Annotated in this window: 17 protein-coding genes and 1 pseudogene; 11 read left to right on the top strand and 7 right to left on the bottom strand. The window is 43.5% G+C overall.

Annotated features, from left to right (window positions below):
* Positions 1–9 precede the first annotated feature (9 nt).
* On the bottom strand, positions 10–783 hold the full coding sequence (locus NAF19_RS01975; protein WP_252788066.1) for a helix-turn-helix transcriptional regulator: 774 nt from the start codon (positions 781–783) through the stop codon (positions 10–12).
* 176 nt (positions 784–959) lie between these two features.
* Here NAF19_RS01975 and NAF19_RS01970 point away from each other — a divergent pair, with 176 nt between their 5' ends.
* A complete protein-coding gene (locus NAF19_RS01970) occupies positions 960–1,247 on the top strand; it encodes a helix-turn-helix domain-containing protein (RefSeq protein WP_252788065.1) in 288 nt (95 codons plus the stop codon).
* Here NAF19_RS01970 and NAF19_RS01965 read toward each other — a convergent pair.
* Both NAF19_RS01965 and NAF19_RS01960 read right to left on the bottom strand, forming a co-directional pair.
* Positions 1,242–2,078: an aminotransferase class IV gene (locus NAF19_RS01965; protein ID WP_252788064.1), complete on the bottom strand. Its 837-nt coding sequence runs from the start codon at positions 2,076–2,078 to the stop codon at positions 1,242–1,244. The genes NAF19_RS01970 and NAF19_RS01965 overlap by 6 nt on opposite strands.
* 113 nt (positions 2,079–2,191) lie before the next feature.
* Positions 2,192–3,232 carry an RluA family pseudouridine synthase gene (locus tag NAF19_RS01960; RefSeq protein WP_252788063.1) on the bottom strand — a complete coding sequence of 347 codons (1,041 nt, stop codon included), beginning with the start codon at positions 3,230–3,232 and terminating at the stop codon, positions 2,192–2,194.
* A gap of 77 nt (positions 3,233–3,309) precedes the next feature.
* On the opposite strand from NAF19_RS01960, the gene NAF19_RS01955 reads away from it, so the two are divergent.
* The 6 genes from NAF19_RS01955 (at position 3,310) to NAF19_RS01930 (ending at position 11,788) form a co-directional block, all read left to right on the top strand.
* Positions 3,310–4,377 carry a DUF6588 family protein gene (locus NAF19_RS01955; protein WP_252788062.1) on the top strand — a complete coding sequence of 356 codons (1,068 nt, stop codon included), beginning with the start codon at positions 3,310–3,312 and terminating at the stop codon, positions 4,375–4,377.
* An 85-nt stretch (positions 4,378–4,462) separates the two neighbouring features.
* Positions 4,463–5,353: a 1-aminocyclopropane-1-carboxylate deaminase/D-cysteine desulfhydrase gene (locus tag NAF19_RS01950; RefSeq protein ID WP_252788061.1), complete on the top strand. Its 891-nt coding sequence runs from the start codon at positions 4,463–4,465 to the stop codon at positions 5,351–5,353.
* 107 nt (positions 5,354–5,460) lie between these two features.
* A complete protein-coding gene (locus NAF19_RS01945) occupies positions 5,461–7,431 on the top strand; it encodes an amidohydrolase family protein (protein ID WP_252788060.1) in 1,971 nt (656 codons plus the stop codon).
* 217 nt (positions 7,432–7,648) lie between these two features.
* Positions 7,649–9,556, top strand: coding sequence for an amidophosphoribosyltransferase (locus NAF19_RS01940; protein WP_252788059.1), 1,908 nt, complete (start codon positions 7,649–7,651; stop codon positions 9,554–9,556).
* Positions 9,557–9,804: 248 nt separating this feature from the next.
* Complete coding sequence (locus tag NAF19_RS01935; RefSeq protein WP_252788058.1) at positions 9,805–10,485, top strand: YiiX family permuted papain-like enzyme; 681 nt, start codon at positions 9,805–9,807, stop codon at positions 10,483–10,485.
* Between the two features lie 196 nt (positions 10,486–10,681).
* Positions 10,682–11,788 (top strand): C1 family peptidase, encoded by a 1,107-nt coding sequence (locus tag NAF19_RS01930; RefSeq protein WP_252788057.1) that lies wholly within the window; start codon positions 10,682–10,684, stop codon positions 11,786–11,788.
* Positions 11,789–12,055: 267 nt separating this feature from the next.
* On the opposite strand, the gene NAF19_RS01925 is transcribed toward NAF19_RS01930, so the two are convergent.
* Together NAF19_RS01925 and NAF19_RS01920 are read right to left on the bottom strand one after the other, a co-directional pair.
* Positions 12,056–14,422 (bottom strand): glycoside hydrolase family 127 protein, encoded by a 2,367-nt coding sequence (locus NAF19_RS01925; RefSeq protein WP_252788056.1) that lies wholly within the window; start codon positions 14,420–14,422, stop codon positions 12,056–12,058.
* Between the two features lie 145 nt (positions 14,423–14,567).
* Positions 14,568–15,296 (bottom strand): hypothetical protein, encoded by a 729-nt coding sequence (locus tag NAF19_RS01920; protein ID WP_252788055.1) that lies wholly within the window; start codon positions 15,294–15,296, stop codon positions 14,568–14,570.
* Between the two features lie 161 nt (positions 15,297–15,457).
* Between NAF19_RS01920 and NAF19_RS01915 the strand changes: the two genes are divergently transcribed.
* Positions 15,458–16,021 carry a carboxymuconolactone decarboxylase family protein gene (locus NAF19_RS01915; RefSeq protein WP_252788054.1) on the top strand — a complete coding sequence of 188 codons (564 nt, stop codon included), beginning with the start codon at positions 15,458–15,460 and terminating at the stop codon, positions 16,019–16,021.
* 207 nt (positions 16,022–16,228) lie between these two features.
* Positions 16,229–16,411, top strand: coding sequence for a hypothetical protein (locus NAF19_RS01910; RefSeq protein WP_252788053.1), 183 nt, complete (start codon positions 16,229–16,231; stop codon positions 16,409–16,411).
* Positions 16,412–16,486: 75 nt separating this feature from the next.
* Here NAF19_RS01910 and NAF19_RS01905 read toward each other — a convergent pair whose 3' ends face one another.
* On the bottom strand, positions 16,487–16,684 hold the full coding sequence (locus NAF19_RS01905) for a hypothetical protein (RefSeq protein ID WP_252788052.1): 198 nt from the start codon (positions 16,682–16,684) through the stop codon (positions 16,487–16,489).
* Positions 16,685–16,915: 231 nt separating this feature from the next.
* Here NAF19_RS01905 and NAF19_RS01900 point away from each other — a divergent pair, with 231 nt between their 5' ends.
* Positions 16,916–18,652: a phospho-sugar mutase gene (locus NAF19_RS01900; RefSeq protein ID WP_252788051.1), complete on the top strand. Its 1,737-nt coding sequence runs from the start codon at positions 16,916–16,918 to the stop codon at positions 18,650–18,652.
* A 124-nt stretch (positions 18,653–18,776) separates the two neighbouring features.
* Here the strand turns inward: NAF19_RS01900 and NAF19_RS01895 are convergent, their stop codons facing one another.
* Entirely contained in the window at positions 18,777–19,691 is a 915-nt protein-coding gene (locus NAF19_RS01895) for a TapB family protein (RefSeq protein WP_252788050.1), read from the bottom strand.
* Positions 19,692–19,996: 305 nt separating this feature from the next.
* Between NAF19_RS01895 and NAF19_RS30675 the strand changes: the two are divergent.
* Positions 19,997–20,352 (top strand): annotated as a pseudogene (locus NAF19_RS30675) (endonuclease domain-containing protein).
* Positions 20,353–20,451: the final 99 nt, after the last annotated feature.

Below are 20,451 nucleotides of genomic sequence, written 5' to 3'. Positions count from 1 at the left end.
ACAGCTGTTTTACCAGAAGGATGACGACTTGAAAAAATCTGACGGGGTTTGGCCGGTAAATAGCTTGAAATCATTATTAAAGTGCGATTGATCGAAATAGCCGGCATTGTAGGCCAGTTGGTTAAACTTTTCATGCTTCTTGCCGTTTGCTATGATAGTCCTCATGCGTATAATAGACGAAAATTGTTTCGGTGATGCACCTGCACTCTTTCTGAACCTTTTTTCAAAGGCGTCCTGGCTTATATACAGTGAGTCGGCCAGATTTTTTATTTTGTAAAAACCTTTGGCAGCATACATCTTTTCTATAGCTGCTAAAACAAGTTGATCCCCGCCGGCGCCCTTATATTGAGAAAATAGAAACTGCTCAATTAAAATTATTCTTGCAACGTTATTTTTTGCAGCTGATAGCCGCTCTTCAATTTCTGAAGCTTGCGGGCTGCTGATAAAATTATCGAGGGGCAAGCTATCTTCAAATAATTTGTGAAGCGGTACTTTGAAAAAGCTGCCTGCTGCCGCAGTTTTAAATATTACCAGGATAGCTGCAGACCCGGCAGAATAGTTTACTAACCGCGAAGTTTTTTTTAAACCCGTTAAAACCGACGCCGGTATATTGGTTTCGATGCCCCCGGCTGCGTAGTTTACATTTCCTTTATATCTAAAAACCAGCACCACCGAAGTATCGGGCACCAGCCGGTTAATAACCTCCCTGTCGCTTTCAATAACCAGGTAGTGTTTGATAAACGGCTTTAAAGCATCCGTGGGAAAGTAAGTGGTAACTGTCATTTTTTTATTACGAAGCAAGTTAGTCAGCACTTGTGTTAAAATCCCCTTTTTTGTGTCATTTTATTGCCTGTACAAAAAACGGCAGTCACCCGGTAAATTTGCGTATAAGTTAATTTGGATTTAAAAAAACCGCTTAGCTAATTACTTCGTTTATACTACTTTATAACTAAATTTTTATGAGGTCGATAAGCGATTTAAAAACTAAAGCCATAGTCTCGAATATCCGTAAGATTCGGGAGTTTAGAAATTACACGCAGGATTACCTGGCGGCGAAACTTAAAATATCTCAAAATGCCTACAGCAAAATTGAACTGGGATATAGTAATATTACCCTGAACAGGCTAGTTGAAATTGCAGAAATACTGGAAATTGAACTTGTTGATTTGATTTGCGAAGACTGGGAAGATGTTATAAAATTAAAATTAGCCAGTCGGCAACTTAGGCAGAGCGGCGGCTCGCTATAGCTTATTAAGCTCTTCGACAAGAATTTTACTCAACTCGTTAAAATACCGCCGTACCCCAAACCCTATTACACTTTGAATACCACGGCCGGCGTTTGTTAAAAACACCTCATCGGCTTCGTACAATATATCCGGACTTATCTGTGCCTCGGTAACCGGGATGTTATTATTTTTTGCCAGGCCGATCAGCACATGGCGCATAACGCCTTCCACGCAGCCCTCGCTTAAAGCGGGCGTGTAAAGGTGTTTTTTGTAGGATATGAAAATGTTCGAACTGCTGGCTTCGCATAAATTACCGGCCTGGTTCAGTAAGAAAACATCGTCAAGTTTGTTTTGGGTTTTGTATAGGCCTGCCATCACGTAAATTAGTGAGTTGCAGGTTTTAATGTTCGACAGGTAATTGGTTGGCTTGGGCAGTTCACTGTAAATATCCATTATCAACCCTTTGTCGTTCAAAAAATAACGGGGCTCATCCATTGGCTGTAACTCCAGGCACCAGCCCATCTTGTTTTGGGTTGGGGTATATAAGCCGCCGGCATCCCTGTAAACGGTTAAGCGCAGCCGGCCATGCTTGGCTTTGTTGCGGCGGGCAAGGTCGGCAACTTTCTCTTTTAAAAACCAGGCATCCATAGCCGAGTAGCCATCAATTTTCAACGCCTTCATCCCTTTTTGCAGGCGCTCGGCATGCAGTTCCGGGAATTTCAGCTGCCCCTTCATCATACGCATGCTCTCAAACAGGCCATCGCCATATTTAAAAGCACGGTTATTTATCGAAACCAGTTTGGTATCAGCCGGAAGTATTTCTCCATTAAAATTGATAAAAACGGGTGTCATGGTTGTTTTTTAGTTGTTCATGGTTAATGGTTCATAGTTCATTGTAGGAAATTCACAGTTCATGGTTCATGGTGCAAAAAGTGCAGCGGCTATGAACCATCAACTACGAACCATCAACTGTCGGCTACGCGCTCTCCTACATATTTCCTCCACTTTTGCAAAACTGCGGCAAAATCTTCGGGCAGGGGCGCTTCAAAATGTAATTGTTTTTTTATTGTTGGATGTAAAAACCCCAGCGACTGTGCATGCAGCGCCTGGCGTGGCATTAACTCAAAGCAATTTTCGACAAATTGTTTGTATTTACTGAAAACAGTTCCTTTTAATATTTTATCGCCGCCATAAGTGGCATCGCTAAACAGGGGATGGCCGATGTGTTTCATGTGGGCTCGTATCTGGTGCGTGCGGCCTGTTTCGAGCTGGCACTCAATCAGCGTAACGTAGTCCATGCGCTCCAGCACCCGGTAATGTGTTACCGACCATTTTCCTTTTTCGGGGTCGTCGTAAATACTCATCACCCGCCGGTCGGCTATGCTGCGGCCTATGTAACCGGTTACGGTACCGTCTTCGGGTAAATCGCCCCAAACCAGGGCAATGTATTTGCGGGCTATGGTATGCTCAAAAAACTGACGAGCAAGCCAGGTCATGCTGCGTTCGTTTTTACTGATCAGCAACAGGCCCGATGTATCTTTATCAATGCGGTGTACCAGCCCCGGCCGGCCATCATTACCCGGTAAAGTTGGTAATTGCTGAAAATGGAAAACCAGCGCATTAACCAGTGTGCCTGTATAATTGTTGTAACCGGGGTGCACCACCATGCCTGCCGGTTTGTTAACCACCAGTACATCGTCGTCCTCGTAAACAATATTAATAGGGATGTTTTCCGGGTAAACTTCGGTATCGCGGGGAGGGTGCGGCAACACCACCGAAATAACGTCAAGCGGTTTCACCTGGTAGCTTGATTTGGTGACCTTATCGTTAACCAACACATTACCAAGCTCAATAGCGTTTTGTATGCGGTTACGCGATGCGTTTTCAACGCGGTGCATCAAAAACTTATCAATACGCAACAGCGACTGGCCCTTATCAACCACAATCCTTAGGTGCTCATAAAGGTCTTGCTCTTCCTGCTCAATAAATGCGGCGTCGTCGGTCATCGGGGCAAAAGTAGTCGTTTTTTCACATAATGATAATAGTAAAAAAATATGTCCCGGTAATAAGCGTTTAGTACTGTATGAGAAAATATTATTACTTTTTAACAGTAGCTTTCTTAGTTAGCACCGTGTTTGTCGCAAATGCGCAGAACTCCTTTTCGGGCCTTATTAAATCGAGCCCCGCCGATGCTACAAAATTATTAAATGCCTATGCGTTGCCGTTTTTTAAGGGCCTGGGCGTGGATCAAAACAGCGGCTGGACCAACACCGCCAAAACGAAAGGCATACTTAAATTTGATGTACGCATTACCGCATCGGCAGCATTTATTTCGTCGGCTGATAAAACTTTTGATGTTACTAAAATAGGATTGTCAAACCACGTAAAGCCCGCCGATCCGGGTCTGACTATTGCCCCAACCTTTGGGGGCGCTAAGAATACCGACGGCCCAAAGCTTAACATCTACGACGATAACGGCAACAAAGTAGCCGATTTTAATACCCCCGCCGGTGTTATAGCGGTAATACCGGCCCCGCAGATACAGGTTACGGTTGGCCTGCCTCAAAATACGGACATTACCTTACGCGCTATACCCAAGGTAACCGTAGGCAGCGACTTTGGGAGCATATCAATGGTAGGCTTCGGCTTAAAACACAACATAATGCAGGATATTTATGGAAAAACTGCCGGTGAATTGTTACCGTTCGACCTTGCCATTGCCATCGGCTACAGCCATTTAAACTTAACCAAAACACTTAACGTTACCCCCGAAAATGGCGCGCAGCCTAAAGACAGCCAGCAAAGCACCAACTTTAGTAATCAATACCTGGATGGCAGTTTCAACAGTTTTACGGGCGAGGTTATCATATCAAAAAAGCTGCTGTCGTTTACCCCGTTTTTGGCTCTGGGCTATAATACTACGCATGCAGGTGTTACAGCAGTAGGAAATTACCCTGTTACCACCGGCGGCACGTTAATAACAAATACCTATACAACGTTTACCAACCCGGTATCCATCAGCGAGAACGTAATTAGTGGCGTGCGTGCTGATGTTGGTTTTCAATTGAGCCTCGGCTTTTTTCGTTTTTATGCATCAGGCAGTTTGGCGCAATATAAATCGGTAAATGCGGGGATAGGGTTTGGGATTTGATGATTAGCAACCGTGGCGTTAACGCGATGGGCATCGCCCTGCGCGTCAAACGAACCAACGGCGAAATTTTCCATAAATTTGCCCCATGCACATTAACCTCGAAATTTATAGCCCCATTCATCAAATAAAAAACAAGTTGTTTGATGAAAAGGGCATAGAGGTTTTTATCAAACGGGACGACCTTATCCACCCTATTATATCCGGCAATAAATGGCGCAAGCTGAAGTATTTGCTGCAACGCGCGCAGGCCGAAAATAAAAATCAACTGGTAACATTCGGTGGGGCGTATTCCAACCATTTACTGGCCACGGCTGCTGCTGCGGCAAAATTTGGATTTAAAGCGACAGGCTTTGTAAGGGGTGAAGAAGTAACCAACGACACCTTGTTTTTATGCCGCTTACATGGCATGAATTTGATTTTCACCGATAGGGAAAGCTATCGCGATAAACCAGCCTTATTTGATAAATATTTTGGCGATGATGCAGATGCGATTTTTATTGACGAAGGCGGCGCAAGTGCTGAGGGCGCAAAAGGTTGCAGCGAACTGGTTGATGAACTTACTGAGCCCTATGATCATGTTTTTTGCGCCTGCGGAACGGGAACTACCGCTGCCGGAATTATTAATGGAATCCAACGGAACCAACTGTCCACCCAATTTCATGCAATCCCTGTGTTGAAAAATGGGGACTTTATTAAAAACGAAATAGATAAATTTTTAACGGCGCCTGCCGATTATCATTTACATACTTCCTATCACTTTGGCGGTTACGGAAAAACCGACGAAAGGCTGATCAATTTTATTAAACAATTTGTGGCTGAAACCGGGATACTGATTGAACCGGTTTATACGGGTAAAATGCTATATGCTTTGTTTGATTTGGCAGCCGCAGATTATTTTAAGCGGGGCAGCAGGATATTGGCTATTCATAGTGGCGGGATATGGGGGTTATTGGGCATGAAGGATAAATTTAGGTGATGATTACACCGATTGGAGGATGATTTCACCGATTAATTGGGCTTTTGTTAAATTTCGAAAATCAATAAAATACCTATCTTTAACTTTCCGAAACTTTAGTAAATCCTATGAAAAAATACATACTCCCGGCACTTTTATTGTGTTCTGTTTTTGCTGCCGACGCCCAAAACAAACCGGATAGTGTTACCTTTTTGCTGCATAAATTTGAGCAGCATATTGGTAAAGAAGTCTATCGCGTTAGCAAAACCGGCAACGAAATTACCTATACAGTTGACTTTAAATTTGTAGACCGGGGCTCGCCTGTTCCGCTAAAAGCTGAACTGAAACTTACAGCGGCCAACGAACCTATCAGCTTAAAAATAAAAGGTAATACGGCGCGATCGGCTACTATTAACGATACCATTGGCATTTCGGGTACGCTGGCACGCATAAAGGTTAACGACTCATCTTACCAGCAGCAGCTTACTACCCTTGCTTTCCCGGTTGCCAGCTATGCACCCGGAACTGTGCAGCAGGTGCTGATACAATACTGGAAAAACCATCATGAACCGGCGAGCATCACCACGCTGCCATTCGGGAGTGTACAGATAAAAAAGAGTGGCGACGACACTTTCACCTTCAATGGCAAAACGCTGCAGTTCGACCGCTATACCATTGGCGGCTTAATTTGGGGTAACGAAATTGTGTGGACTGATAAAGCAGGGCAACTGGTATGCCTGATAACCAACGATGCAGAAGCCGACAAACTAGAAATGATGCTGGAGCCATACGAAAGCCTGCTGCCGCAGTTTATTGGCAAAGCAGCTACTTACGGCATGGAGCTGTTCGCAAAATCAACACCAAAATCAACAGCTGCCGATAAAGTAATTGCCATAACCGGCGGAACGGTAATAGATGTGATTAACTCGAAATCGACACCTAATTCGACAGTAATAATTGAAAACGGCATCATCAAAAAAGTTGGCGAAGCAGGCAAAGTAGCCATACCTGCAGGCGCAAAAATTATTGATGCCAAAGGCAAAACCATATTGCCCGGTCTGTGGGATATGCATGCCCACTTTGAACAGGTTGACTGGGGCCCGGCTTACCTTGCAGCGGGTGTAACTACGGTACGCGATTGCGGTAACGAGTTTGGTTTTATCAATTCGGTGCAAAGTGCAATTGATAACGGGAAAGGTATTGGCCCTAAAATATTAAAGGCCGGAATTATTGATGGCAAGGGCCCAATGGCGCTGGGCATTATACAGGCTGATACTAAGGAAGAGGCGATAAAAGAAGTTGACCGTTATAAGGATAACGGCTTTGTGCAGATAAAAATTTACAGCTCGGCAAAACCGGCCATTGTAAAAGCCATTTGCGATGAGGCGCATAAGCTTGGACTGACTGTTACCGGGCATATACCTAATGGAATGACTTTGCAGGCGGGGGTTGATTCGGGTATGGATATGGTTAACCACGTGCAGTATGTATATTCGGTTATGAAGCGAAATAAAGACCGTTCTGTAAATTTTGAGGACTCGACCAGTATAGCTGCGCTTAAATTTATTAAGGCGCACCATACGGTTATTGATCCTACAGTGGGTGTGTTCGAAATGTTTTTCCGGTCGACGAAGGAAGACATAACCGAAATGGAACCTGCGTTTTACTCACTACCGTTGCCCTTACAAGCCATTTTTAAAAACACGGGTACCGACCCGGCAAGCGCCACAAGGCTGAAACCCATTTGGGACAGTTTCCAGAAACTGGTGAAAGTAATGTATGATAACGGCATAACCATAGTTGCCGGCACGGACCAGGGTTTCCCCGGCTACAGCCTTGATCGTGAGCTGGAATTGTATGTGCAGGCCGGGTTAACACCCATGCAGGCAATCCGTACCGCAACTATAACCCCTGCTTCGGTAATGAAGATGGATAAAGAAACAGGCTCTGTTGAAGTTGGTAAAAAGGCTGATATTATTATAGTAGACGGTGACCCGTTGACAACTATAAGGGATATACGTAAAGTTACAACCGTAATAAAAGGCGGTAAAATTTACGACCCGGGGATGCTGCATAAGTTGGTTGGGTTTGGGAAATAGAACCGGGATTAAGGGATTTTTTAGATTAATAGGATGCCTGGTACATTAGAAATCAGGAAACTATGAAATCCCTTAATCATACGTTCTCCTAAAAAATCGCTAATTCACTAACTCACTAATTCATCAATTTTTCCACTTCAACATTAATGCAATTTTATGACATTGTTAATTCCGAGTTTTAACATTTAAATTATAACTTTGCCGCTCATTACCAAGCATGAGTGATCAGATTAAACATGAATGCGGTGTGGCATTTATTCGCCTGTTAAAACCGCTTTCTTTTTATCAGCAAAAATACGGCACTGCCCTTTATGGCATAAACAAGCTTTACCTTTTAATGGAAAAACAACACAACCGCGGCCAGGATGGCGCAGGTGTTGCAACCATTAAACTGGATATTGAACCCGGTAAACGCTACATAAGCCGCCACCGGTCAATGGCCTCGAATGCAGTAGCCGATATTTTTGAGTACATACAGAAGAAGTTCGCCGAAATTCAGAAGGAAACGCCTGAGAGAATGAAGGATGCCGAATGGCTGAAAGAGCATGTGAGCTTTACCGGTGAAGTTTTACTGGGGCACCTGCGTTACGGCACCCATGGTAAAAACAGCATCGAGAATTGCCACCCGTTTTTAAGGCAAAACAACTGGATGACGCGTAACCTGGTTATTGCCGGCAACTTTAACATGACCAACGTTGACGAGCTGTTACAACAGCTATATGGCCTTGGCCAGCACCCCAAAGAAAAAGCGGATACCGTTACCGTACTCGAAAAAATAGGCCACTTTATTGATACTGAAAACCAGGGTTTGTTTGACCAATACAAACGCGAAGGGTTAGACGACAACATACAGATTAGCAAGCTGATTGCCAATGATATGGATGTGGCGAAAATTCTGCGTAAATCAGCAAAAAACTGGGATGGTGGCTATACCATAGCCGGTATTTTGGGCCATGGTGATGCATTTGTAATGCGCGATCCGGCAGGCATACGCCCCGCGTTTTATTATTATAACGATGAAATTGTTGTAGCCGCATCCGAAAGGCCTGCACTACAAACTGCCTTTAATATACCTATTGAGGATATTAAGGAGATAAAACCCGGCCATGCCCTTATTGTAAAAAAGAACGGCAAAATAACCGAGGATATGGTGAGCGAGCCTGCCGAAAAGAAATCATGCTCGTTTGAGCGGATCTATTTTTCGCGCGGCAGCGATGCCGATATTTACCGTGAGCGTAAACAACTTGGTCGTTTACTCTGCCAGCAGATATTGGAATATGTTGACCATGATGTAAAAAACACTGTTTTCTCGTACATTCCGAATACTGCCGAGGTAGCGTTCTATGGTATGGTTGAGGGTGTGCATAAGTACATCAAAAAATACCAGCGTGACAGGTTGCTGAACCGCGAAGATAAAATTACCGAAGAAGAACTGACGGAGGTGCTTGCAATGGCGCCCCGTGTGGAGAAGATTGCAATAAAAGACGTTAAGCTGCGCACCTTTATTACACAGGATGCAGACCGCAGCGAAATGGTTGCGCACGTTTACGATACCACTTATGGCCTTATAAATAAGGGAACTGACACGTTGGTTGTTTTAGATGACTCCATTGTACGTGGTACCACACTTAAGCAAAGTATACTAAAGATACTGGACAGGCTTGGCCCTATAAAAATTGTGGTGGTATCATCAGCCCCGCAAATACGTTTCCCTGATTGTTATGGTATCGATATGTCGCGCATGGGCGAGTTTGTGGCATTTGAAGCGGCTATCAGCTTGTTAAAAGATGCAGGCAAAGATGATGTGATATTAAAAGTATACCAGCAATGTAAAGATAGCGCTAAGCTGCCTAAAGAGGAAGTGGAAAACTACGTAAAGGCCATTTACGAGCCGTTTACCGACCAGGAAATATCTGACCGCATTGCACAAATCATCACGCCGAAAGAGATAAAAGCCGATGTAAAAGTTATCTACCAAACACTTGATAACCTGCACAAAGCCTGCCCCGATCACCAGGGCGACTGGTACTTCTCAGGAAATTACCCAACGCCGGGCGGTAACAAAGTGGTGAATAAAGCCTTTGCAAACTGGATGGAAGGAAAAAATACAAGGGGGTATAATTAAGTCGAAAGTCTTGAGTCGAGAGTCTTGAGATAACACCCGCAATATTAAATTCAGCCACATTATGCTATTTAGCTGTTTGTGGCTGACTTTGTTTTGGATATTGCCCATTTAAAGGAGATATCTTTAGATAAAAATTTCCCTGAATATCTTTTAATATTCTTAGTCATTTTCGCAGCCGATAATCTTTTTTCAGCTATATTAAACGACCGAATGTCTTTTAAGCCAGGATGGGTCAAATCCCCCTTTTTATGAAAAAAACACTCATCGCCATACTTTTATTGTTGGTAATATTTTCCGGAGGATATTTTATTAGGAGACATTTTTGGGGACTACATAATAAGCTGGTTAATGCAAGGAAAGAGGTAAAACAGCTTGAACTTAACAGTGAAATTAAGGATGGCGATTTGATTTTTCAAACCTCATTGTCGAAACAAAGTTTAGTCATCCAACTTGCTACAAAATCACAATACTCGCATTGCGGATTGATATTTAAAAGGGATAGTGAATACTATGTTTTTGAAGCAGTGCAGCCCATAAAGTTTACCCCTTTAAAGAACTGGATTGCAAAAGGAAAAGACGGTAAGTTTGTTATTAAACGACTTAAAAATGCCAATGAAGTTTTAACGCCGGATGTTGCGTATAAGATGTGGGCTATTGCAGAACAATTTAAAGGCAAAAATTACGACATTACTTTTGAATGGAGCGATGAGAAAATTTATTGCTCGGAACTGATTTGGAAAATATATCAGCGCGCGGCAGGTATCGAGATTGGCAAGCTTCAGAAACTCCGTGATTTTAACTTAACAAACCCGGCAGTTAAGAAAAAGATGAGCGAACGTTACGGAAGTAAAGTGCCTTTGGATGAAAACGTTATTTCGCCGGCTGCTGTCTTTAACAGTGAGTTATTGAAGACTATTAAATCAAACTGAAGCTGTTGTTTCCCGCGGCTTCTCCGCCCAAATCCGCATGCTATCAATAGCTGGAATCAATTCGCTGCCGGTTGTTGTTATGGTACACTCAATCGTGGTAATATGGTTGTTAGCTGGTTATTATACCCATTATTTGTGCTTTTAGCATATTGATAATATACTGTTTTGTATATATTTGGTTTTTATAAACCACTTTATGAAACCAATTATAGCACTGCTGGCGGCATCTTTTGTCGCTGTCAACATATTTGCCCAGGAACCGCAATTTACCACCGTTAAAAATAACGCTGCCACGCCGGTTAAAAACCAGGGGCAGTCGGGTACATGCTGGTGCTTTTCGAGTACGGCATTAACTGAGAGTGAATTGCTTTTTAAAAAACAACCTGAAACCGATTTGTCTGAAGTGTTTACGGTTTATAACCTCTACCTTGATAAAGCCGAAAAATATATCCGCAGGCGCGGTACCACCCGGTTTACCGAGGGCGGACTGGAGCAGGACATGCTTTATTCAACCGATACCTATGGAGCTGTACCTCAAAGTGTTTATCCGGGCGTAGGGCGTGATACTGTGCTGAAACACGATTATGCAATGGAAGGGAAACTGAAAATTTACCTTGATAAAGTTTTACAGGATAACCCGAATGCGGTGCCAATGGACTGGAAAGCTGGGTTTAAAGCTATACTTGATGGCTTCCTTGGCGCTCCGCCCGCTACATTTACCTTTAACGGTAAAACCTATACCCCCAAAAGCTATGCAAGCGAAAATGTGCCGGTAAAATCGACGGGCTATATTGGCTTAACATCGTTTCAGCACCACCCGTATTACACCACTTTTGCCATGGAAGTGCCGGATAATTACAACAGCAATATGTATTATAATTTGCCGCTTGATGAGCTGATGAGAGATATCAAAACAGCTATTATGAAAGGCTATACCATAGCCTGGGACGCCGACGTAAGCAACAAAGGATTTCAGCAAATGAAAGGCTACGCCAAATGGGTGAGCGACGACACTGAGCTGAAAGATTACGCCACGTTTACCGAAAAAAATGCAACTCCCGAAATACGCCAGCAATTGTTTGATACCCAGGTTACACAGGACGACCACCTGATGCAGATAACCGGCCTTGCAAAAGATAGCAAAGGCAATGAGTATTTTATTGTGAAAAACTCGTGGGGCGAAGTAGGACCTTATAAAGGTTATATTTATGTAAGTATGAATTACTTCGTTATCAATACCATTTCGGTATTGTTAAATAAGGATGCATTGGAGCCGGCTATGCTGGCCAGGGTTGGGAAGTAGAAATTTCCATACCTCTGCGGGGGGACAATTTTAAGTTTTGGGTGCAAATAATTGCAAAAAAACGTTGCTGTTCACAGTGAAACACAAGGAACGGGGTGGAACGGTAAAATTCAATACATTTCGGCAAAAAGCGCATTTCAGGCTTAATTTAGCGGTTTTATAAAAAAATAGCCGCGAAAAATGCAAAAAGTGCTGACAAAACACTGTCAGCACTTCCATCATTTTAAATGTTTAATTAGCGGTGTGATAGGTATAAGCCCACCATCTTCAATTCTTCACCATCCTGCTTCCATAAACCGGCCCGGCGCTGTTGCCTTGCTTCGGTACAAACTTCACTGTTACCTTTTGCTTGCTTTTGGTTAATTCAACAGGGATAGCGTAACTGATGTCGTAAAAACGGCTTTCCTTATATTTATTTAAATCAACGGTGGTTACTTTGGTCCCATCAATCATAATATCAAACACGCGGCCGCGGTTGTCCATGCCCCAGTAGGTATTGATCAGTGTATTTTCAGCATTCGCATCAACCTTCATATCAAATGAAACAAAGCCGCCATTTTCTGTAGAGCGCCATTTCTTTTGATGGTCCTCGCCTGTGGTCAGGTTTTCGCCGCTAAAGCTGTGGTCGCGCTCGGGCTGCATTTCGCCGACGCGCAAAATATCGGTGGTACGTGCATCCAGTTCCTGTTGTTGCTTGCGCTGCTCGTCGTAGGCTTTTTGCTGCACCGTCCATGCATCAGGTGTAAACACATCCCAGTAAACCGAGTAATATTCATTTTTGGTCCGGTTAAAGGGAATAAGGTTGACATCCTGCGGCTGTGCAGTGTTCAGGGTTCGGAAGGTCAACTGGTTTTTGTCTACCATTTGCAGCCATTTGTTGGGATCAGTTTCGCTGGTAACAAATACAGGGATTCCTTTAGTCGGGTCGGGTTCTTTATCACCTAAAATACCTGCCAGTAAAACAGGACCGTAAAATAAGGCGCGACGGTTGGCGTTATCGGGCAGTGCCTCGGTATATAAATTTTCGGGTGCGGTGAAGGTTATCTTATCACCATTTTTCCAGTTACGGCTGATGGCAATGTAACCATGCTCGTCAATCTTAACGGGCTGTTGTTTGCCATTTATGCTGATGGCGGGATTTATCGCCCAATGTGGTTTGCGGATGCGGATAGTTAACGGGCCCGGCTTAGAGGTGTTTACAGTGAAACTAATATGGTCGTTAGCTGGCAGGTTGCTTTCCTGCTTCAGACTCAAACCCTTAGCGGTCCAATTTAAAACCGACGGAATAAACAGGTTTACATAAACCGAACCATCTGCCCCGCGAGAATAAATGCTCTCGTTATATTTAACATGGTTTTCCATGCCCGAGCCTACGCAACACGTAAAGGTGTCAAACTGGTCGCTGTACTCTTTTTTGCCACCCATGCGCATCGGCACAAAATAACACATCATCCCGGTTTCGTGGTTTTGCGATGCCAGTATGTGGTTATACAGTGCTTTTTCGTAGTAGTCCATCAGCAGTGCTGAAGGTGCGGTTGCAAACAAATGCCGCGTTAGCTTCAGCATATTGTAAGTGTTGCAGGTTTCCGTAGTGTTTTCTGTGAGCTTGTCGTTCAGCTTGCGCGGTTCGCTTAAATATTCGTAGTTGCTGTTGCCGCCGGTGGCGTAGGAGTGATTGTTAACTACCGTCTCCCAAAAGAAATCGGCAATGGCTTTGTCGTTGGCATCGCCCGTTAACTCGTATCGGCGGGCGCTGGCAATTATTTTGGGGATTTGGGTGTTTGAATGTTTGCCCGGCAATATATCCTCCTTTTTGGCAAGCGGGTCGAGTATGCTTTTATCGTAAAATTTATAGGACAGCGCCAGGTATTTCTTATCGCCGGTTATGGCATATAAGTTTGCCAGTACTTCCGTCATCCCGCCGTATTCGCACAGCATCATTTTTTGCAGTTTCTCGTCGTCAAGGTTTTTGATGGTTTCGCCTGTCCAGTTGGCCATACCCTTGCAAACCTGAAGCGCCTGGGTATTGCTGCAATATAAATAAGCATCTAACAGCCCAGCCATTACCTTGTGCACCGTGTACCAGGGCGACCAGCCGCCATTTAAATCGAAGCCGTGCGAGCGGATATCGCCTTTGGCAACCTCGGCCCAGATGGTATCTTCTTTGGGAATGGCGCCAATATAGCCGGTTTTGCGGGCTACCTGGCATTCATTAAGTTGGCTAACAATATAGTTTACCCGCTTTAAAAACTCAGGCTCGCGGGTTGAAGCATAATGCAGGGAGAGGGCCGACAAATAATGCCCCAGCGTATGCCCCGCAAGGCCTGATGATTCCCAGCCGCCGTACATTTTGCCTTTGGGTTGTAGACCGGAATGTGCGCGGAAAGCCGCCAGCAGCCTGTCGGGCTCAATAGCTAATAAATAAGCGGCATCAGCCTCCATTGCCTGCTTGAACGGGCCGGGCAGCAACTTTACGTCCTTTAAATCAAAGCTATATGCCTTTATGGGCACCTGCGGTTTTACTTTTATCCGGGCGTCATTCCATTCAGGTACGTATGATTGGGCATGCGCTCTTACTGTTGTTAATCCACAAAATATAACCAGGCTGTATTTAAGCAACTTATTCATCATCATAAATCGGTAATTTATAAATATACGGGTTATAAAGTTACGGGTGTAACACTATTTATTGTGCCTGATATTTTGCAGTTGATAGCAGGATATTAGCCGGTTTTAATTTTGATAATGGCCAGCAGGAGTAAAATATGGGAATACAGGATTATCCAATCACGGTGCTTTTGGCAAACCGGCTTAAACAACCGGTGTTGATCGACACCATTACAGCACACAAAATAAACCAGGCAGTAACTAACAAAGGTGTGCCCATAATCCAAACTTGGTTTAACAGGCCTTTTTGCAGGATTCCGTTTAATAATAACAAAATAACTACTGTATCTAAAATAAGAGGTATCACCAGGAAGCCTATGAAAACTAAAATCTTTCGTTTATTTGAAATAAACTTGTAAGCAGTTATCAACGGCGGCACACAAATAACTGAAACGATAACAAAAGCGGCAATTTTTATAATCAGTAAATTTGAATGATCGTGGTTTAAAAACAATGTGCGCAGGCCCCACACTTCATCGCCCGATCCGGTGGCAGCCATATACATGCGTCCAAATTGCATATTACCCAATATTAAAATCAAACCAAATGATTTAACCCCGTTCGATTTTCCATATTTTAACCAATATCTGCCAAGCCATAGCATAATAAACGTAAATATCGGTCCGGCAAAGGTCGCCAAAATAGCCAAAGGGTGTTGTCGCTGGCAGTCGGTGTAGATATCCCATACATTAAAATCGCGGGTACCCCAGCAGCCGCAAATCAGCCGGCCGGTTATTATATGGGCTAGCTCGTGCAGCTCATGCATCAAAAAAAAGAAAAATATAAATACCAGCAGGTTTTTGAAAGTAAGCTGAATTTGTAAAGAGGACGTGCCCGGCATTTTAGATTGCGATTTGTAAAGTTGGCGTTGTGACGCAGGTTTAACACGGGAGGTTACATGGCATTTTTTACCGGGCGAGAGGGTCTGCCCACCAGCTTCGTTCCTTCGTGCCTTTTTAATAAATTTACTCCGTTAATAAATGCACAATAAATTTAACCGCCATGCCCCACATACCCTTAGACCCCAACCTGCCCGGTATTACCGGTCTGCTGAATTATCGCCAGGATACCGCTTTGCCCATTCGCCAGCTTACGCAAATATTGCTGCGCGGTGAGTCGACGTTAACCGAAGGCGAGCGGGAGTTAATTGCCACCGTGGTATCGCAGGGCAACCAATGTAATTTTTGCTGTAACGCGCATACTGCTGCTGCCGATGCGCTTTTAGGTGAAAGCACCACTACCGAAATGGTTAAAAACGACCCGGAAAACGCGCCGGTAAGCCAAAAGATGAAACACCTGCTGCAAATAGCCCGCAATGTGCAGGCCGATGCCCGTACAGTTAGCGCCGAACTGGTGGATAAAGCAAGGCAAGCAGGTGCTACCGACCTGGAGTTACACGATACAGTTTTAATTGCAGCCCTGTTTTGCCTGTATAATAAATATGTTGACGGCCTGGCCAGCGTTACGCCAACCGAGCCCGCTTTTTACAACCGCCTCGCCAATATTTTGAAAACGAGCGGTTATTTACCGTCTGAAGACAGGTATGCGAGTCTGAATAAAAGTTAAATCGATAAATGTTGATTTGGCCTTTTAACAGCATCTCATTTGCCCTGTAAACCGACGAAATTCTTTGAAACAACTCAGGTTTCCTAGACAGGCAAGACAATGTTCGCTATTTTATAATAGTTTTAAGTAATAATTTAATTTTCTAATTAAATTTGATTCGCTTTGGCATGGTATGTGTTATTTCTAGAGTGATAGATTATTGACACTATGGAAATTCAACACACCGGCAAACCCGACTACATGGCGGATAATTTACAATTGGATAAATTAAAACACCGCCAACCTTTTATGAAACAATTAATATTATGGATGATGATCATACTGTCACTTATTTGTGTGGTAGCATTGGGGATGATTATTATCAATTATAGTATACATGCAAAATTGTAATAAACTTATAGATAAGGTTATTTGAACAACCAAATGTTTATTGAGATTATACTTGATTCGGGTAGCGAGGTAAGATTAACTGCTTTTCCTGAATTTTAGAAAAGTAATTACAATAAAAGCTATAACTGGCGTGGTAAATATGGCCAGCAAAATAGAGCCCCAGTAACCCAATGCCGAGTCTTTACCATACCGGCCTATCGCCACTATTAACAATATAGCTACAATTATTAAAATAAGTTCAGCACCCCCGATATTTAAAAATGCTAATTTCATAAGGCTTATTAATTTATACTAATATAGATATTTAATTACTATTGTTCATTTTGTCATTTAGCACGAAAAAGCATCTATTGGCCGTATTTCGAAGTCGTAGGTATTAAGGTGTGGCAACGGTATCGCAAAATATTTTTATTTGCTGCAAACAACCCCTGTTTAAAATACTTTTTTATTATCATATTTGGATTGTAACCCAATACGGGATTAACCGACATTATACATACTACTATGCAGGAATTAGACCCAACAATTTTACAGAAGGCCAACGTGTGGCTTACCGGCAACTATGACGCTGATGTTAAACAAGAAATACAAACTTTAATTGACAATAAAGCATATACCGAACTTACAGATTCGTTTTACCGCGACCTTGAGTTTGGTACCGGAGGTCTGCGCGGCATCATGGGGCCTGGCAGCAACCGTATTAATAAATACACCATTGGCGCTGCAACGCAAGGTTTGGCCAATTACCTGAAAAAAACCTATCCCGGCGAAAAGGTAAAGGTTGCCATTGCCCACGATAGCCGTAACAATGCCGATTTGTTTTCGCGCATTACGGCCGAGGTGTTTTCGGCTAATGATATTTACGTTTACTTTTTTAAGGCCCTGCGGCCAACACCTGAACTTTCGTTCGCGGTGCGCCACCTGGGTTGTCGCAGTGGTGTGATGCTTACTGCGTCGCATAACCCTAAAGAGTATAATGGTTACAAAGCCTACGGTGCTGATGGCGGGCAGTTTGTGTCGCCGCATGATAAGGCTGTGATGGACGAAGTTGCTGCCATAAGCAGTGTTGATGATATTAAATTTAACCGGGTAGATGCCAACATAGAGGAGATAGGCGAAGAGATTGATGAGCTTTACCTGGATGCAATAACCAAGCTATCTGTATCGCCCGAAGCCATTAAGCGCCAGAAAGATTTAAAAATTGTTTACTCACCGATACACGGAACCGGTATTACACTTACTCCGCAGGCCCTAAAGCGTTTTGGTTTTGAGAACGTTATTTTGGTTGAAGAACAAATTACACCGGATGGTAATTTCCCAACGGTAATATATCCAAATCCCGAAGAAAAGGAAGCACTGACCCTGGCCCTTAAAAAAGCACAGGAAACGGATGCCGACCTGGTGCTGGCCACCGACCCGGATGCCGACCGCGTAGGCATCGCCGTAAAAAATACTGACAACGAGTTCATCCTGTTAAACGGTAACCAAACCGGCACCATGCTGATCAACTACCTGCTAACCGCGTGGGAAGAAAAAGGTAAATTAACAGGCAACGAGTATATTGTTAAAACCATCGTTACCACCAACCTGATTGATGCTATTGCCAAAGCCAAAAATGTAACCTGCTATAACACTTTAACCGGCTTTAAGTATATCGGTGAATTGATGACCCAATTTGAAGGCAAGCAAACCTTCATCGGCGGCGGCGAAGAAAGCTATGGCTATTTAATTGGCGAATTGGTGCGCGATAAAGATGCTATTATATCAAGCGCGTTTATTGCAGAAATGACAGCCTATTACAAAGACAAGGGCAGCAGCCTGTTTGAGGCCCTGATTGATACTTATGTGCAATACGGCTTTTATAAAGAGAAACTTATTTCCCTCACTAAAAAAGGAAAAACCGGAGCAGAAGAGATTAAGGAAATGATGGAGAAGTTCCGCAGCAACCCGCCGGCTACGTTAGGTGGCTCAAAAGTGGCTACGCTTAAGGACTATGAAAAAGGCATTGAAACCGATTTACTGACCAATACCACTAAAAAGATTGAACTGCCAACCAGCGATGTGCTACAGTTTATAACTGAGGATGGCACCATTGTTTCGGCACGGCCTTCAGGAACCGAGCCTAAGATAAAATTCTATTGCAGTGTTAATGGCAAGCTGGCCAGCAAAGCAGCATATGCCGAAACTGATAAGCTATTAGATGAAAAAGTGAATAACGTGATGAAGGATTTGGGGGTGTAATAAAAAATTTGTCATTGCTGTAAAGGAACGAAGCAACCGCGAACTATGCAGATCCGCTCTGTAAAGTTCGCGATTGCCGCACTCGTTCCTCGCTTGCAATGACAATTATGTATAGAACTGACGACTAATTTGTAAGCTTAGTCAACTCCGAAGTAAGCATAATCTTTCCATCCGGTCCATGAATTTCCTGTTTCACGGTGCCAACTCCGGGGCAAAACCATTGTATAATTTCCTGTTTTGGTGTGGTAAACTTGCGGGCAACTGTACCTATCAGCCAACGGCCGGTTTCTTTTTTGGCAACCGTCATGGTGTACATTTCGGCTGTAATTTTAAAACAATTAAAGGTGCCGCCGGGTACAGTTACTGATTCCAGTGCGCCAACCTGTATATTGGTGGTAACCATGCGTGTGCTGGTGCCAATGCCATTGTTAACTAATTCCTCAACATAACTACGGCTAACATTTGTATGGTCGTAATAACCTGCGGAGTTGTTTACATTACTAAATTTGGGTAATCCAACTTCTTTCCATTGCTTTTCGGTTACGGTATAAGCCATTGCCGAAAGGTTTTCGTAAGGTTTAAGCGTCATCCCGGTCTTTAGCTCCAGCGGAAACTCAATAGGGTCGCTCGATGAGGCATAGACAAAGCCTTTGCCACCTTTTTTTGTTGCTATTTCTTCCAGGTCGTGGGCGGTTTTTTCGGCTATAGCTTTGTTATCATAAAAAAGGCGGGTTACAGTATCATTACAAACATAAGTTAGGTTTGATACGCTGTTTGAAACACCTGCAGCTGTGTAATGTGTGCTTGTTGTTTTAATTACGTGTACCTTGTCTTCATCTTTAACTTCGGTTACTGCGGTTACATTTTTGCCCAGTGCCATATGTGTTGCGGAGTAAATAGTTAGCTCGGCTTCTGAGCCCACTTTGTGCATAAACAGGGCATTGCAATCCTGGCTAAATGCTGTTTGTTTACCTGCCATTAAGAATAAGGCCAAAAACAGGCTGCCTTTAAGTAGTTGTAGAGTCGAAGTTTTTTTCATCGTGGTTGATTTTTAGGGTCAATTAATTTGTATGGCCCGTGGTTGTTTTTTATAGTTGGGCCGTTGATGTAAAAATGCCTGTGTTTTAGTGGATTGGCAATAATACATATGTAGTATAAATGGGGTATGTAGTGAATGCACTTGCGCAGGTGATTAGCGTGAATGTCCGCCGGAGTGGACTCACCCGCTCGACGCTTCGCTGGAGCTGCCCTCTCTATGGCAAGCCGTAAAGAGGGCGGGGGATTTTCTGTTTTTAAATTCTACTTGAGTTTTGCGATAAATAAAGATTTATTTACTTTTCGGTTATGGCGTCTATAATCGAACTGTGTCGTGAATTGAGGCAACGGGAAACCGTCGCCGAAAGAGTTTTGTGGGAACATCTTAGAAACAGGAAATTTTCGAACTACAAATTCCTGCGGCAACATCCAATTTTTGTTATTAATGCATTTGGCAGGAACTCATATTATATCCCCGATTTTTATTGCCTAAAGCAAAATTGGTTATCGAAGCTGATGGCCCTGTACATCTTTATAAAAAGGATTTTGATAAAAATCGGGATGAAGTATTGCTGGGCTTGGGGCTAACTACGTTGCGATTCGAAAATGAAGAAATTTTAATTGATCTTCAGGCTGTTTTACGAAAAATCAAGGAGTATTTATAAATTATAATTCCGCCGCCCTCTTTACGGCTTGCCGTAGAGAGGGCAGGACGAGCGAAGCAACGTCCGGGTGAGTCCACTCCGGCGGACATTAAAGCCAGC

Source organism: Mucilaginibacter flavidus, assembly GCF_024055575.1.
GTDB classification, from domain to species: Bacteria; Bacteroidota; Bacteroidia; order Sphingobacteriales; family Sphingobacteriaceae; genus Mucilaginibacter; species Mucilaginibacter flavidus.
This window is presented reverse-complemented; position numbering and strand designations above follow the sequence as displayed.

Excerpts from the sequence above, each read along its gene's own strand:
- NAF19_RS01975 (WP_252788066.1), bottom strand. The coding sequence starts at position 783 with ATGACAGTTACCACTTACTTTCCCACGGATGCTTTAAAGCCGTTTATC.
- NAF19_RS01970 (WP_252788065.1), top strand. The coding sequence starts at position 960 with ATGAGGTCGATAAGCGATTTAAAAACTAAAGCCATAGTCTCGAATATC.
- NAF19_RS01965 (WP_252788064.1), bottom strand. The coding sequence starts at position 2,078 with ATGACACCCGTTTTTATCAATTTTAATGGAGAAATACTTCCGGCTGAT.
- NAF19_RS01960 (WP_252788063.1), bottom strand. The coding sequence starts at position 3,232 with ATGACCGACGACGCCGCATTTATTGAGCAGGAAGAGCAAGACCTTTAT.
- NAF19_RS01955 (WP_252788062.1), top strand. The coding sequence starts at position 3,310 with ATGAGAAAATATTATTACTTTTTAACAGTAGCTTTCTTAGTTAGCACC.
- NAF19_RS01950 (WP_252788061.1), top strand. The coding sequence starts at position 4,463 with ATGCACATTAACCTCGAAATTTATAGCCCCATTCATCAAATAAAAAAC.
- NAF19_RS01945 (WP_252788060.1), top strand. The coding sequence starts at position 5,461 with ATGAAAAAATACATACTCCCGGCACTTTTATTGTGTTCTGTTTTTGCT.
- NAF19_RS01940 (WP_252788059.1), top strand. The coding sequence starts at position 7,649 with ATGAGTGATCAGATTAAACATGAATGCGGTGTGGCATTTATTCGCCTG.
- NAF19_RS01935 (WP_252788058.1), top strand. The coding sequence starts at position 9,805 with ATGAAAAAAACACTCATCGCCATACTTTTATTGTTGGTAATATTTTCC.
- NAF19_RS01930 (WP_252788057.1), top strand. The coding sequence starts at position 10,682 with ATGAAACCAATTATAGCACTGCTGGCGGCATCTTTTGTCGCTGTCAAC.
- NAF19_RS01925 (WP_252788056.1), bottom strand. The coding sequence starts at position 14,422 with ATGATGATGAATAAGTTGCTTAAATACAGCCTGGTTATATTTTGTGGA.
- NAF19_RS01920 (WP_252788055.1), bottom strand. The coding sequence starts at position 15,296 with ATGCCGGGCACGTCCTCTTTACAAATTCAGCTTACTTTCAAAAACCTG.
- NAF19_RS01915 (WP_252788054.1), top strand. The coding sequence starts at position 15,458 with ATGCCCCACATACCCTTAGACCCCAACCTGCCCGGTATTACCGGTCTG.
- NAF19_RS01910 (WP_252788053.1), top strand. The coding sequence starts at position 16,229 with ATGGAAATTCAACACACCGGCAAACCCGACTACATGGCGGATAATTTA.
- NAF19_RS01905 (WP_252788052.1), bottom strand. The coding sequence starts at position 16,684 with ATGAAATTAGCATTTTTAAATATCGGGGGTGCTGAACTTATTTTAATA.
- NAF19_RS01900 (WP_252788051.1), top strand. The coding sequence starts at position 16,916 with ATGCAGGAATTAGACCCAACAATTTTACAGAAGGCCAACGTGTGGCTT.
- NAF19_RS01895 (WP_252788050.1), bottom strand. The coding sequence starts at position 19,691 with ATGAAAAAAACTTCGACTCTACAACTACTTAAAGGCAGCCTGTTTTTG.